13 protein-coding genes are annotated in these 15,115 nt (G+C 43.3%); 7 read left to right on the top strand and 6 right to left on the bottom strand.

Annotated elements, in window-relative coordinates:
* The first annotated feature begins 81 nt into the window (after positions 1 to 81).
* From rimI to RMZ95_RS08290, 4 genes are all read left to right on the top strand, one after another.
* Positions 82 to 633 (top strand): ribosomal protein S18-alanine N-acetyltransferase, encoded by a 552-nt coding sequence (gene rimI, locus RMZ95_RS08305; protein ID WP_322671575.1) that lies wholly within the window; start codon positions 82 to 84, stop codon positions 631 to 633.
* Between the two features lie 576 nt (positions 634 to 1,209).
* A complete protein-coding gene (locus RMZ95_RS08300; RefSeq protein WP_322648268.1) occupies positions 1,210 to 3,678 on the top strand; it encodes an ATP-dependent Clp protease ATP-binding subunit in 2,469 nt (822 codons plus the stop codon).
* Positions 3,679 to 3,769: 91 nt separating this feature from the next.
* The gene (locus RMZ95_RS08295) at positions 3,770 to 4,147 is read left to right on the top strand and encodes a hypothetical protein (RefSeq protein ID WP_322685252.1); all 378 of its coding nucleotides are present in this window, start codon (positions 3,770 to 3,772) and stop codon (positions 4,145 to 4,147) included.
* 504 nt (positions 4,148 to 4,651) lie between these two features.
* Positions 4,652 to 4,873, top strand: coding sequence for a ferredoxin-thioredoxin reductase variable chain (locus tag RMZ95_RS08290; protein WP_409882227.1), 222 nt, complete (start codon positions 4,652 to 4,654; stop codon positions 4,871 to 4,873).
* A 5-nt stretch (positions 4,874 to 4,878) separates the two neighbouring features.
* On the opposite strand, the gene RMZ95_RS08285 is transcribed toward RMZ95_RS08290, so the two are convergent.
* The 5 genes from RMZ95_RS08285 to RMZ95_RS08265 form a co-directional block, all read right to left on the bottom strand.
* A complete protein-coding gene (locus RMZ95_RS08285; protein WP_322671578.1) occupies positions 4,879 to 5,100 on the bottom strand; it encodes a hypothetical protein in 222 nt (73 codons plus the stop codon).
* 129 nt (positions 5,101 to 5,229) lie between these two features.
* Positions 5,230 to 6,021, bottom strand: coding sequence for a YdcF family protein (locus tag RMZ95_RS08280; RefSeq protein ID WP_322685253.1), 792 nt, complete (start codon positions 6,019 to 6,021; stop codon positions 5,230 to 5,232).
* Positions 6,022 to 6,181: 160 nt separating this feature from the next.
* Complete coding sequence (locus RMZ95_RS08275) at positions 6,182 to 6,688, bottom strand: hypothetical protein (RefSeq protein ID WP_322671580.1); 507 nt, start codon at positions 6,686 to 6,688, stop codon at positions 6,182 to 6,184.
* A 131-nt stretch (positions 6,689 to 6,819) separates the two neighbouring features.
* Positions 6,820 to 8,349 (bottom strand): AAA family ATPase, encoded by a 1,530-nt coding sequence (locus tag RMZ95_RS08270; protein WP_322685254.1) that lies wholly within the window; start codon positions 8,347 to 8,349, stop codon positions 6,820 to 6,822.
* A gap of 176 nt (positions 8,350 to 8,525) precedes the next feature.
* Entirely contained in the window at positions 8,526 to 9,401 is an 876-nt protein-coding gene (locus tag RMZ95_RS08265) for a hypothetical protein (protein ID WP_322671582.1), read from the bottom strand.
* Positions 9,402 to 10,167: 766 nt separating this feature from the next.
* Here RMZ95_RS08265 and RMZ95_RS08260 point away from each other — a divergent pair.
* The 3 genes from RMZ95_RS08260 to RMZ95_RS08250 all read left to right on the top strand — a co-directional run bounded on the left by RMZ95_RS08260 (position 10,168) and on the right by RMZ95_RS08250 (position 14,050).
* Positions 10,168 to 10,734, top strand: coding sequence for a hypothetical protein (locus tag RMZ95_RS08260; RefSeq protein WP_322686224.1), 567 nt, complete (start codon positions 10,168 to 10,170; stop codon positions 10,732 to 10,734).
* A 143-nt stretch (positions 10,735 to 10,877) separates the two neighbouring features.
* Positions 10,878 to 11,087: a hypothetical protein gene (locus tag RMZ95_RS08255; protein WP_409882194.1), complete on the top strand. Its 210-nt coding sequence runs from the start codon at positions 10,878 to 10,880 to the stop codon at positions 11,085 to 11,087.
* Positions 11,088 to 11,320: 233 nt separating this feature from the next.
* Positions 11,321 to 14,050, top strand: coding sequence for a CHAT domain-containing protein (locus RMZ95_RS08250; protein ID WP_409882193.1), 2,730 nt, complete (start codon positions 11,321 to 11,323; stop codon positions 14,048 to 14,050).
* A gap of 434 nt (positions 14,051 to 14,484) precedes the next feature.
* Here RMZ95_RS08250 and RMZ95_RS08245 read toward each other — a convergent pair whose 3' ends face one another.
* Positions 14,485 to 15,102 (bottom strand): 50S ribosomal protein L25/general stress protein Ctc, encoded by a 618-nt coding sequence (locus RMZ95_RS08245; protein ID WP_322686221.1) that lies wholly within the window; start codon positions 15,100 to 15,102, stop codon positions 14,485 to 14,487.
* Between the last annotated feature and the right edge of the window lie 13 nt (positions 15,103 to 15,115).

Here is a 15,115-nt window from a genome sequence, read left to right as displayed (position 1 = left end):
TTTTCCTTGTTCAAATTACGGGCTTTGAGTTCGTCTCCCGATTCCCAGTTTACAAAGGGTTTGTAACGTTATTCAATAAATGTGATCGCATTAGACTTAGAAATTAAATTACTGACATTAGAAAATCTCAGTGCTATCCTGGAACTCGATCGAGCCTGTTTTGGCGGACTTTGGACTCTGGAGGGCTACAAACGAGAATTGGATAGTCCCAACAGCGATTTACTCGGTTTATTTTCTTCCTCCTCCAGCACAAGTTTGCTAGGAATGGGTTGCTTTTGGTCAATTTTAGATGAAGCGCACATTACAATTTTGGCGGTTCATCCTCAATATCACCGTCAAGGTTTGGGTGCGGCTTTATTATATTCACTCATTAAGACAGCTTGCGATCGCAAAATGGAGCGAGCTACCCTCGAAGTCCGAGCTTCCAATTTGGCGGCAATATCTTTATATCAAAAATTTGGCTTCAAAACAGCTGGGCGGCGGCGGCGTTACTACCAAGATAACGATGAGGATGCTTTAATCCTTTGGCTCCCAGATTTACAACACCGCAAATTTAAAGCAACTTTAGACCAATGGTATTCCATTGTCAGCGATCGCCTCGAAAAATCCTCTTGGCATTTGCTTTTTAAGTAAGTCCGCGAGAAGATTTATAACTATATTATTGCGTTCGCCCCTGGCGTTCCCGTTGGCTACGGAGCAAAGAAAAGTGAAGCAATTACATGGGTTTTGAAGGTTTTACATTTTGTTATATAGTTAGCTTTATTTCTGCCTACCTATTTAGTTGGGTATGAGTAATTTTGGATTATTAGGGCTTGCGATCGGCTTCAGCAAAAAAATGTAACTTTGTCGCACCTATTTTTATTTAAATATTTTATCTAAAAAATAAATTATATAAATAAATCGTATATTAATTATTTTTGCTTGATATTAAAAAATACATATGTTAAATATAAATGTTTGGGATTGAGTCAAAAAACCCTTAATCTAAACGGTCAACTATTTGTAATAAATCCCAATAAATCCCAAAAACGCTGGTAAACTAAAGCTCCTCAGTACACTAGCAAGATAGAAGTAGTCAATAGTTAACAATTAGCCCATCAACCCAAGTCATAGGTTCAGGATGTCTATAATCTGTTATACAGGCATCCAAAAGCTTTGCCTGTGCTAAAATCAGCATACCGGCACGACCGCAGATGATGGGATAAAGCCATGTTTGAGCGCTTCACAGAAAAAGCCATTAAGGTAATCATGCTGGCCCAAGAAGAGGCCCGCCGTTTAGGTCACAACTTTGTCGGAACCGAGCAGATCCTCCTGGGTCTGATTGGCGAAGGCACTGGAGTGGCTGCTAAGGTGCTGAAATCAATGGGCGTCAATCTCAAAGATGCCCGAATTGAAGTTGAAAAAATTATAGGACGGGGATCGGGCTTTGTTGCCGTGGAAATTCCGTTTACGCCACGGGCGAAGCGAGTTTTAGAACTTTCCTTGGAAGAAGCACGCCAACTGGGGCATAACTACATTGGCACCGAGCATCTGCTGTTGGGCCTAATCCGCGAAGGGGAAGGCGTCGCAGCCAGGGTGCTAGAAAACCTCGGTGTGGATCTATCTAAGGTAAGAACCCAAGTTATTCGGATGTTGGGAGAAACTGCCGAAGTTTCACCAGGCGGTTCATCCGGGCGCACAAAAACCCCGACTCTGGATGAATTTGGTTCAAACCTGACCCAAATGGCAATAGACAATAAGCTCGATCCGGTGGTAGGACGCGCCAAGGAAATTGAGCGAGTGATCCAGATATTGGGTCGCCGAACCAAAAATAACCCAGTGCTGATTGGGGAACCAGGGGTTGGTAAGACTGCGATCGCTGAAGGTTTAGCTTCACGCATTGCCACCAAAGATGTCCCTGACATCCTCGAAGATAAACGCGTCGTCACCTTAGATATTGGTTTGCTCGTAGCAGGAACCAAGTATCGAGGTGAATTTGAAGAACGCTTGAAAAAAATCATGGATGAAATCCGCTCGGCGGGTAATGTCATTCTCGTGATTGATGAGGTACACACCTTAATTGGTGCGGGTGCAGCAGAAGGTGCTATAGACGCAGCAAATATCCTCAAGCCAGCTTTGGCCAGAGGTGAGTTGCAGTGCATCGGTGCTACAACCTTGGATGAATACCGGAAGCACATCGAGCGAGATGCAGCGCTAGAGCGACGTTTCCAACCAGTAATGGTTGGCGAACCTACAGTTGATGAAACAATTGAAATTTTATATGGTTTGCGCGAACGCTACGAGCAACACCACAAACTGAAAATCTCCGACGAAGCATTGGTAGCGGCGGCGAAATTGTCAGACCGTTACATTAGCGATCGCTACCTCCCAGATAAAGCCATCGACTTAGTTGATGAAGCTGGTTCTAGGGTGCGCTTGATTAACTCCCAACTGCCACCCGCAGCCAAAGAGTTAGACAAAGAACTGCGTCAGATATTAAAAGAAAAAGATGATGCAGTGCGCTCTCAAGACTTCGATAAAGCTGGAGAATTGCGCGATCGCGAAATGGAAATCAAAGCCGAAATCCGGGCGATCGCTCAAAGCAAGACCAATGCAACTGGCACAGAACATGAAGAACCTGTAGTTACAGAAGAAGACATTGCTCACATTGTCGCTTCCTGGACTGGAGTACCGGTGAACAAACTCACCGAATCTGAATCTGAAAAGCTGTTGCACATGGAAGATACCTTGCATCAGCGTTTAATCGGTCAGGATGAAGCTGTCAAAGCAGTTTCACGAGCAATTCGTCGCGCTCGTGTTGGCTTGAAGAATCCCAATCGACCCATAGCTAGCTTTGTCTTCTCTGGGCCTACTGGTGTAGGTAAAACCGAGTTGGCGAAATCCTTAGCTGCTTACTTCTTCGGTTCCGAAGAAGCGATGATCCGCTTAGATATGTCCGAATACATGGAGCGTCACACCGTCAGCAAGCTGATTGGTTCCCCTCCTGGTTATGTTGGTTATAACGAAGGTGGTCAGCTGACCGAGGCCGTGCGGCGGCGTCCTTACACCGTGGTGTTGTTCGACGAAATCGAAAAAGCGCACCCCGATGTATTCAACATGCTGCTGCAAATTTTGGAAGACGGTCGGTTAACTGATGCCAAAGGTCGCACGGTGGACTTTAAAAACACCTTGCTGATTTTAACTTCCAATATTGGTTCTAAGGTAATTGAAAAAGGCGGTAGCGGTATCGGGTTTGAATTCTCCGAAGATGCCAGCGAGTCAACTTACAACCGGATTCGCTCTTTGGTCAACGAAGAACTCAAGCAGTACTTCCGTCCAGAGTTCCTCAACCGACTCGATGAAATTATCGTCTTCCGTCAGTTGAGCAAGCCAGAAGTGACCCAAATCGCCGAAATTATGCTCAAGGAAGTATTTGGTCGTCTCACTGAAAAGGGTATCACCTTAGAAGTTAGCGATCGCTTCAAGGATCGGTTGATCCAAGAAGGTTACAGTCCCAGCTACGGCGCAAGGCCATTACGTCGGGCAATTATGCGCCTGTTAGAAGATAGCCTAGCAGAAGAAATTCTGTCTGGTCGTATCAAGGATGGCGATACAGCCCTTGTTGATGTGGATGAAAATGGCGTTGTGCAAGTTAGTTCTCAACAGCGTCGGGAATTGTTACCCCAAGGCGTTGAGTAAGATTTAGGGTTTGGGATTTTTTAGATTAGATCCCAAATTAAAAAACGGTAGAGTATTAATTGCTCTACCGTTTTTTGTTTGAATACGTCTAATGCAGACGAAGAATACCGCGTTATTCCCCCACAAGATCCAATATCGATATTTGAGAGAAGCGATCGTAACGGGACAACTCCCCCCTGCTTTAGAAGCGTATTATCAGCAGCATTTGCACAAGATGATTCCCCCCAACTCGCCAAGTCTTGAGAGGGAATTAAAATCACCTGTACTGAAGAAATTAGCGCAAGTTTCATCAGTTGTATCAGCAGAAAGCATTGCTAGTACAATTGATGCTGATGAATACGATGTCGAAGAAGTTCTAGAAAATTGGCGTGAGTTTTTAACACTCCAGGAAATTGATGGAGAAATCCACTACAGTCTTTATCATTCCAACTTCCGCGATTTTTTAAGCAAGCAAGTAAATTTTGGTTAGACTCTATAATGCTTCGGTATTGAGTCGAATAAAGACCTAACCCCCAACCCCTTCCCTACTAGCGTTGGGGAGTAAGATTCAAAGCCTCTCTCCTAAGAGGAGAGAGGTCAAATTCTACAGCATACAAAGGAGCGATCGCAATCACCAAGCATCTGCCATAGACGAAACATTCGTGAGAGAGTTGACCTGGGGAACATCCTAGCGTCAAGATAAAAGGGTTGGATATCTTGTCAAAGTACTAAGCACATCCGATATCGCCTGATTTTCTTTCATTTCCCTGCTTTTGGGTTAAAGAGAAAGGCTATAGGCGATACTTATTAACGTGGCAAAAAACTGAAAAAAGTACGCGCGGATTGCTAAGACGTGCCTGGACGCAGAGGGTTAAGCCGTTGCACCCCGATGAAGCGTCAAGAAATAGCTGATTAAATCAAATTCTAAGCGATTTAATCATATATTTTGTAGCAGATACTTGTGGAAAAGAAAATGCTAGGTGTAAATGTTGTTATGAAAGTTGGCGATCGCGTCCGCGTTAAAGATTCGGTAGTGGTGTATCATCATCCTGAACATCGGAATCAGCCTTTTGACATCAAAGGTACAGAAGGCGAAGTTACAGCTATTGCCACCCAATGGCGAGACAGACCAGTAAGCGCTAATCTACCGATTGTAGTCCAGTTTAGTAAAAAGTTTAAAGCCCATTTACGTGAAAACGAATTAGAAGTCATCTAAATCACTTATCGGCGGCGAAACCACTGGAAAATATTCAGTTCGCCGCGCATTCTTTTAAGTTCTTGGCGGTTTTGTTCTGCTGTTGTATAATACCAATCACAATAACGCTGAAACTCCGATCGCGACCGAACTTCATGGTAAAACTCATGGGTTGTTTGGTAAGAGGCAAAAGCTTCTTCAACTTGAGGTTGAGCAACTGGAATAATATAAGGTAAATTTTTTGACATAAAATTAAGAGTCGTAGAGACGCGATCGCGTCTGTTTTGAATTGAGATAATTACCGCACTTCTTAATTAATAACTCATAATTCCTGTACAGACGCGATTAATCGCGTCTCTCCTAACTCCTAACTTTAATTAAAGCCAACCGCGTAAGCGATAAACTAAAGAACCAATATACTCTTTTAAAGCGATGGTAAATTGGTGTAAGTTATCAGTATCAGGTAATAAATTTAGTATGGCGGCTTTGGGAGTACTACCGAGTTCTTGCAACTCACCCTCACTAACTAGAAAGTCAGTAGGTGCAGGAATAGCATTGATTCCTTGACGCTGGAAAATCTGAAGCGATCGCGGCATATGCATTGCCGAAGTTACTAATAATACCTGACGAATGCCACGAGATGACAAAATTTTTTGGACATTTACAGCATTTTGATAAGTATTGAGAGAGTCCGGTTCTTGGACGATCGCCTCAGATGGAATACCAATAGATGTAAGTATTGTTGCCATATCTGCCGACTCTGGCGAACCACTTCCACGCCAATCAATGCGACCGCCGCTCAGAATGATTATAGGCGCTTTTTTCTGGCGATAAAGTTGTGCGGCGTAGATGACGCGATCGCCTGATTCACTTAAATCGACAGTAGGTCTTGGAGGAAAAGCTGATTTAGTTGCGCCACCTAAAACCACAATTGCTTCTGCATTAGGTATTTGGGCGGGTGGAAGATTTTGCCATTCTAGCGATCGCACTAATGATTTAGCGATCCAAGCATTGCTAGAAAATAGCAATAAAATTAGGGAAAAAGCAATTGCGATCGCCGCAGTCCGGGGTCGTTTCCACAAAGTCACTAATGCTACTACCAAGCTTACACAGGCTAATCCTAGTGGATAAAAAAATAGTGGCAGTAATTTGGATAGATATAAAAACATATTATTAGGGCATGGGGCATGGGGAATAGGGCATGGGGAATAGGAGATGAGGAAGTGATGAAGAAAAACTATTGATTATCGATCGATGCCCAATGCCCAATCCCCAATCCCCAATCCCCAATCCCCAATCCCCAATCCCCAATCCCCAATCCCCAAATTATTACCTTTCCCAAAACTTGTAATTGAAACTACTTCCAGGAGTGCGACGGTAACGGCGACCGGCTCTTCTGATTTGCCGTTTGTTGATCCTTTCATTCGTTGGTTCAACTTCAACCTCTTCTGATTCTTCAACTTGCAACTGAGTTCTAGTTTCTTCCTTACTTCCCCACCAAGCAGTAATCCAGCCTCCACCTAAAGCACCTAATCCACCGAGCAAGATACTCATAGGTGCTGGATAGCCTAAATATACAAAACCCAGCATGAAAAATAACCAGTATTTCAGTCCTGCATCAACACCATCAGAGGAGGCTACATTTGGTGCTTGGGGGCTATTATCAGTTACATTAGCGATCCAGCTTAAGATGAAACCGCCCATGATTCCTAAGAAGATGCTTAGGGCTGGTGCGGAGCCGGTCATTATTAATATAAATGTTAAAAATGCCCCAAATAATAGTTGAGAAAAGAAGCTGGGAGAAATACTGAATAAGTCGTTCTTTTTGTCTGCCATAAAATAAATAACTTATTTAACAAATTACTAATGACGCTCGATAGCAAAGCCTTAGCGACGTAAAAGCGTCTGACTCTAACGTAATTCCTAATTTTCGATTCAATTACGAATTACGAATTACGAATTACAAATTATTTTAATTGTGCCTGTTGTGGTTGAGTTGTATCCCAAATCTTTACATAAGGTTGTTCCTCTTCAGTGAAAGGTTCAGCTTGTTTGATTTGTGAGGCTAATAAATCGGCGGTGGCGTCAGCAATATCACCAGTGCGATTGTTCAAACGCTCTTTTAGAACTTCAAGTGGTGCTGTGCATTGGATAATCTGAAGGGGAAGTTGATGTTTTGTAGCTTGGGCGATCGCTTCTTGGCGTAACTGCTGTTTATCATACTTGGCATCTAAAATTACCGAAAAACCTTGTTTAGCCAGAATAATTCCCAATTCCAGCAGCCGTGTGTAAGTTTTCTCGGTCATCTCCGGTGTATACAAATCATCGCCACCCCGTTCCCACAACGGAATTCCCCCTAAATGCTTCCGCACTGCATCCGAACGCAGGTGAATCGCTCCCTGTTGACGAGCTAAATGTCTTGCTGTGGTACTTTTACCAGAACCCGACAACCCCGACATCAAAATTAGTTGTCCCTGCTTGGGTTTAGTGTATTCCCAAGCTTGTTTGTAATAATCAGTGGCGGTTTTTGTCGCTTCTTCCTTCACCGTTGCGGGTACACTCGGATCGTCTAGTAAAAATGATGTCACCTTCGCCCGGACATAAGCCTGACGGCTTAAATATAAAGGCAACACCTGTAAGCCTTCCCAGTCTCCAGTTTGCTCTATATAAACATTCAAAAACGCATTACCCAAGTCTTGACGCTGGCCAGCTTCCAAATCCATCACAGTGAACGCCACATCGTACATCACATCGACAAAGCGAAACGATTCATTAAATTCAATGCAATCGAACAACAAGATTTTATCGTGCCACTGGGCAATATTTCTCAGGTGTAAATCCCCATGACATTCACGAATATAACCGTTGTGAATTCTGCTAGCAAATAATTCTGGACGTTCGGCAAAAAATTTATCTGTATATTGCTTTGTTTCTGTAAATTGCGCCTGAGTCTGGGGGCCACCAATATACTTCTCAGTTTGCTGATAATTCTCATCAAAGGCAGCCCGGATATTTGGCACTTCGCCAAAAGTGCGAATGTAATCATTCGTCTGTGCTTGGGCATGATATTGAGCAACCACTCGTCCCAACTCATTTAGAAGTGTCTCATTTAACTTACCTTCTTCAAAAAGGATACTTAGTAGCGACTCTTGAGGAAACTGACGCATCTTCAGCGCATATTCTACAGCCTCGCTCGTTCCCCCTAACTGGTATTGCTCCCCTACTAAAGTTATGGGCAAAACTTCTAAATATAATTCACCAGCACCGCGTTGATTTAACCGTAACTCTTCCTGACAAAAATGCTGCCGCTTATCTAAGGTAGAAAAATCCAAAAAGCCAAAATTCACAGGTTTTTTCAGTTTATAGACGTAATCCCCAGTTAACAGCACATAAGAAGCGTGGGTTTGAACTAGTTGAATAGGTTCTGTTACCTTATGGGGATAAAATCCCGCCTGCAACATTTGCTCGATAAAAGCTGGAAGAGTCGCTTCTGTCATCTCTTTGCTCTACGGGTTCAAATACAAAAAAACCAGGAGTTTCCTCCTGGCTATCATCAAAAATTATTACACAGTTTACCAATTGAGTGTTGATAAGCTAATGCGCTATTTTCTGTGAAGACTGTCATTAGTCATTGGTCATTGGTCAATTGAGAATGGTGCAAAATATCAGCATATCAAGGAGAACTCGTTTTAGAAGCTTCTGGACTGCGAATGATGATATGTCCCTTCTCACTTTCTTGAATAGCCAACACAGATGGAATCTCGCCAGATTTTGCGTTTGAGGGTAATGCTCGAAACAAATAAATCCAGCCGCCACGTTCTAGGAGTAAGCGCCAGACTCGCGGCTGCTGTGGATTGCTGATGTCATTATCTTCTCTGCCTCGCAAGTCGTCGAATAGACCGCGATCGCCAATAATGCGATAACCTTTCAAAGATGGATCTGCAAATATATCATCAAGTTTGCGTCCCACAGCAAACTTTTCTTCAGGTGTAATTAAAGCTACAACAGGTAAGGTGGAGTTTTGACCAGCGTCTCGTCGTGCATCTGCGATGCCTTGCCAACGAGCTAACCAAAATATCACAATTAATACCCAGGATACTATGACTATCTCATTGACTAGCGATCGCAGAAATTCCACTGAGCGCAGTTGTCCAGAACTAAATTCAGCCAGAGATTTTAGCCGTTTAGCTGTCCATGAGCGTTTGTGTTGGGTTGCAGAGATAATGCGACTCAATAGTAGTTGGCTTGCAGAGACTACTGTCTCACTAACGATCTTAATTAACCATAATGTTGCCTGAATAGCGATCGCAGCGACAAAAAAAGCGATCGCACTTTTGCAGATTGTCCAGCCATCTCCGAGAAATATTTGCAGGGGAACTATCAAAAAAGACTGTGCGGGTAAGTCGAGGGTATTGACTTCTAGCTGAAAAAAGTAGAAATATGACCAACGGTAAATCCAGCCTGCAAAGAAAAGCGCCGCACCCAGTAAGCCAAGTACACTCGTGAATTTACCTAAAATATTGGTTTCCTGGTTCGGGGTTTGGGTCATACGAAAAATAGGGGAGATGAGAGAAACAATATAGCGTTTCTCATTTGTGTGCAAATACACTCTGACCTCTCTCCAAACCTCTCTCCTAAGAGGAGAGAGGCTTTGAATTTTACTTCCCAACGCTAGTAGGGAAGCGGGGTGGTTTCATACAAGCAGAGAAAAACTAAAACTGGGTTTCAAAGCCTCTCCCCCCGTGGGGGCTTCTGTGTACACACATCTTGGTAATGAAGCGCAAACCTCGGATTTACCCCCCTTAATCCCCCCTTGCAAAGGGGGGAGATTAAAGATCCGGTTCCCTCCCCTTTGCAAGGGGAGGGTTAGGGTGGGGTAAAAGTGACGCAAAAACCCAGATGAGTAAGCTATTTCAGACTTGTGTGTACACTGTAGCCCGATGCCTTGGGGGAAATATCCGGTTCCCGGTTCTCCCCCAAGGCATCGGGGAGTTAGAGGGGGTGAGAAGGACTTGTGTATACACGGTAGCCGTGGGGGAGAGGAATAGAAGTGAGGGAAAAAGCCTGGACACTAAACGAGAAATCAAGACTTAATATTTTTCTTTTTTCGTATGAAACCACCCTGCCTAACGCTAGTAGGGAAGGGGTTGGGGGTTAGGTCTATATTGCACAACTACAAACTGTTACAGGTAAATAATCAGTTTGTTTTTGTGATTTTACGGAAATTTAATATACGCCTCTGAAGTTTAATGAGAAAGTTAAATCTAGTCAAATATACTGTTAAAGCCATGAAAGCTTTTTTCCAGAGATCGGTTGTGGCAATCTTAGTAATGGCAGCAGCACTAGCAGGGAACATCCAAGCTGTAATTAGCAAGGATGTCACAACGGAAAATTTCTTCTTAGCACAGACACCAGTCAACGCAGATGAATTAGAACTTCCAGTGGCCTTACCAGAGTTAGCAGAAGTCATCCTAAAAGCAGGTGGGTCAAACAGTGGTCGAGTAATCGGAATTGATGCACAGACAGAAGCACTATCAATTCAGCGTAGTGGCAAAACTGCCACAATTCCCCTGAGCAAAATTCAAAAAGTAGTCTTCAAGAATGGGGCGTTAGCTTACAGAAGCAATGGGCGGCAAATTATCCGGGGTGAGCGAGATCGTCCCACAGGTCAGCTTGTAACTTGGAATGGTATACCCCTAAATACTTTTACCGTAAAAAATCCTACTCAGGGTCAAGCGGTGGTGAAACTTAAACCACCTGTAGTTTCCACAGCACAGTTGCTAGGTATTCAGTCTGTGGCTAGAAATCGGCAATATGTGGTGAATGAAATCCAGTTCAATTCGCAACAAAGAACGATTAACATTCTGGCAAACCCTTATTGATTCGTGAATTATTTTAGCTGTACGCTTCTATAGCATATTTGTGTCTACTCAACGTAAATCCCTAATTTAGGCTTTTGCTGATGTTGATAACAAAAACTTCGATGCTAGCAACAAATGTTTGAACATTTATTGCAAATGCTTTGGTGCTGGCAACAAATGTTCAAGCAGTTGCAACAACTATTCAAATGCTTGCAACAAATGTTCAAGTAGTTGTAACAAGTATTCAAACATCTCTAACAAATGTTCAAGTAGTTGTAACAAGTATTCAAACATCTCTAACAAATGTTCAAGTAGTTGCAACAAATATTCAAACGTTTGCAACAAGCGTTCAAACATTTCCAACAAATGCTTAAACATTTGCAAGAAATGTCCCAACGTTTATAACAAATGCTCCGATGTCGGCAATAAATGTTTCAACCTTTATAGGACTTACGCAAAGTGAAGGTATTTTTGTTCTTGCGATCGCTTTGCTTGCTCTTAGCGTTCCTGTAAGGTAGCAATCCCAGACTTGACCAAATACTTTTGATGTTGCTAACGACAACTTCTGCTAACACGCAATTAAAAACAGCTACCTCTGCGCTATTCTATGAAAAAAATTCTCACCAGTTTTTTGGCTGTGGGCTTTTATCTAACGCCTTTAACAGTGATGCTAATGGCTCAACCCACCTGGGGACAGACTCAAAACTCGCGATCGCAAGAAGCAGAAAGATTGCTAGAGCAAGGGGCAAATCTGACACAGCAACAGGAACACCAACAGGCAATCCAAATATTACAGCAAGCTTTAATCATTGCACGAGAACTCAAAGACCAAAAATTTGAAGCAACTGCACTGGTAGGGCTTGGGTTTAACTACGACGCTTTAGGAGAAAAGCAAAAAGCACTCGAATTTTACAACCAAGCTCTGCCCCTTTTGCGTGCTGTGGGCGATCGCACAGGTATTGCGGCTACACTCAATAACATCGGTAAAGTCTACAACGATTTAGGAGAAAAGCAAAAAGCACTCGATTTCTACAACCAAGCTCTGCCCCTTTTCCGTGCTGTGGGCGATCGCACAGGTGTTGCGACTACACTCAATAACATCGGTCTAGTCTACGACGCTTTAGGAGAAAAGCAAAAAGCACTCAATTTTTACAACCAAGCTTTGCTCCTTATTAGTGCTGTAGGCGATCGTACTGGTGAGGCTCGCACGCTCAATAACATCGGTTTAGTCTACGACGCTTTAGGAGAAAAGCAAAAAGCACTCAATTTTTACAACCAAGCTTTGCTCCTTATTCGTGCTGTAGGCAATCGCTTTGGTGAAGCTGTCACTCTCAGTAACATCGGTGCAGTCTACAACACTTTAGGAGAAAAGCAAAAAGCACTCGATTTTTACAACCAAGCTCTGCCCCTAAGACGGGCTGTGGGCGATCGCTCTGGTGAAGCTCGTACACTCAATGACATCGGTGCAGTCCACAACGCTTTAGGAGAAAAGCAAAAAGCACTCGATTTTTACAACCAAGCTCTGCCCCTTAGTCGTGCTGTGGGCAATCGTACTGGTGAGGCTCGCACACTCAATAACATCGGTGCAGTCCACAACGCTTTAGGAGAAAAGCAAAAAGCACTCGATTTTTACAACCAAGCTCTGCCCCTTTTGCGTAGTGTGGGCGATCGCTCTGGTGTTGCGACTACACTCAATAACATCGGTGCAGTCCACAACGCTTTAGGAGAAAAGCAAAAAGCACTCGATTTTTATAACCAAGCTCTGCCCCTTAGGCGTGCTGTGGGCGATCGCTCTGGTGAAGCTGTCACCTTGGGTAATATTGGTGTACTCTTCCAAAATACAAATCGACCAACTGAAGCTATTACTAATTTAGAGCAATCTCTCAAAATCAGCTTAGAAATGCGCCGGGGTTTACAACGAGAAAATCGCCAAAAGTTTTTACAAGAAAATGATGGAAGTGCAACTGCTTTAGTCGATGTCCTGATTAATCAAAAAAAATACGCTCAAGCCTTTGAATGGGTTAACCTATTCACTACAGCCGACCTTGCTGATTATACTCGCCTGATTAATGCCAAAGTTGCCAACCCAGAAGCACAGAAAGCCCTTGATAACTGGAGTAAACAAAATCAACAATTAGAATCCCTGCGACAACAACTGCAAGAAAAGTTTTCTGAAGCATTAACTCAACAAATTCGGCAATTAGAAGCACAAGTTTACTCAGAAGCCGAAAATATCTCTCGCCATTTTCCTGAAGTGGCAGAACTATTTGAAACTACACCCGCAGATATTAAAAACCTGACATACTCCATCCCCGCAGGAACGGTTGTAGTTCAACCTGTCTTGCTGACTAATGTCAAAGATATGCCTAATAATGTCGCAATTTTTATCTTCACAAAAGGCGAATTGAGCGTTATAAAAAAATCTATTGACCCCACTGAATTTAATAAACTTCTCACCCAATACTTGAAAGAAATACAAGATGAAAGTAATTCTAACTACCGTGAAACTGGCGGCAAACTTTATGATATTCTTATTCGTCCTATAGAAGACAAAATTAAAGCTTTATCCCCCAAAGAACTAAGTATTATCGCTACTGGTCAACTGCGCCATCTACCTTTTGAAACTCTTTCCGACAGTAAAACCAACCAATTTCTAATCGAGAAATATCCTGTCAACTATCTCACTCGCATTTCCAATAATTCCCTAAAATCTCCAGGCGTGCAAAATGCCGTACCCCCCAAACTACAAGCTGTTTTAGCATTTGGTAATCCAGTACCCAGTGACCCACAAAATCTCCCAGGTGCAGAGGCAGAAGTCAGAAGTATTAAGGAAATACTGCCAGACAGTGAAGTTTATATCCACAAAGAAGCTACCCTAGAAAAGTTTAGATCCCAAGCATTGCGCTTTGACTTTTTGCATTTAGCAACTCATGGCTGTTTCAAAACTGAAGATTGCAAAAAAGTCAAGTTAAAAAATAATACATTACTATTTGCTGACAAACCCTTAGACATTGCCAATGCTGCTCTTTTAGGGTTACAAGGCACACAACTGATTACTCTTAGTGCCTGTCAAACTGCTGTAGACACTAATTTGAATGATGCTAGCACAGGACTTGCAGGAGTTGCTTATATATTTGAGCGTGCTGGTGCTAAAGCTGTGATGGCAAGTTTATGGGCGGTTGATGATGAAGCGACTCAGCAATTGATGGTTCAATTTTATCAAAACCTCAAGCAAGGTATGACCAAAGGAGAAGCTTTGCAAAAAGCTAAGTTGAAGCTAATTAAAGACCATCCTTATTATTGGTCGCCATTTGTCTTGATTGGTGATGCACGTTAAAGTAATTCGTAATTAAGTGCGTTAGAGGATGTTTGAAAAGTTTTCTTCTCGGTAACAAAACGTTCTAGATCCCCCTAAATCCCCCGATAAATTGGGGGACTTTGATTCCGGTTCCCCCTACGGTGTACACACAAGTCACATTACCCCCCTTAATCCCCCCGATGTATTGGGGGGAAACAGGAGAATCTAGTTCCCTCCCCTTTACAAGGGGAGGGTTAGGGTGGGGTAAAACCTTGGGTTTTTCAGCTATTTCAGACTTGTGTGTACACCGTAGCCCCGCAAGCGGGGAGGGGAGACAAAGCGTAGCGTTGGCGGGGTGGGGTTCCGAGGGAATTAAGGGTAATTTAGCGGAGATGATATCATCTCTTTGTGCAGGTTCAAATACAAAAAAACCAGGAGTTTCCCCCTGGCTATCATCAAAAATTATTACACACTTACGTAGCTTCAGAGGTTGTTTCACTCCCTGCCTCAGCTTCATCCTCAGCAGCAGCGCTGATTTGCGGCTGCGAGACGCTAACTACAACTCGCTCCGTATCGCCAAGAACTGTGACGCCTTGAGGCAAGACTAGCTCGTGAACACGCAAGCTGTCTCCGATTTGCAGGTTAGAGACATCAATTTCAATTATTTCTGGAATGTTTTCTGGCGCACAGCTGACTTGCAATTCAGTGATAACAGTGTCTAAAAAACCACCTTCTTGTTTAACACCAACAGCAGTTCCCACATAACGCAGCGGTACTTCTACAGTGGTGTCACCGTGGCCAGCAACTGCAAAAAAGCTGAGGTGGTAAGGCGTACCTTTTGCGGGATGGATCTGAAGTTCCCGCAGCAAGGTTTTACCGCGCCAAGGTGCATCAGCAATATTCAACTCAATCAAGGTGTTGTTAACGGAAGCTCTTTTGAGCAAACGCTCAACAGTTTTAGCTTCAATGGTCAAAGAAATGGATTCTGTACCCTTATGACCATACAAATTGGCAGGTATCAATCCAGCACGGCGCAAAGCTTTTGGCTTGCTGCCTTCTGGACGTTTTTGAGATTCGACTGTAATAGCCATAAAAGTTGTCCTT

This window comes from Nostoc sp. DedQUE07 (genome assembly GCF_034530975.2).
Classification (GTDB): Bacteria; Cyanobacteriota; Cyanobacteriia; order Cyanobacteriales; family Nostocaceae; genus Nostoc.
This window is presented reverse-complemented; position numbering and strand designations above follow the sequence as displayed.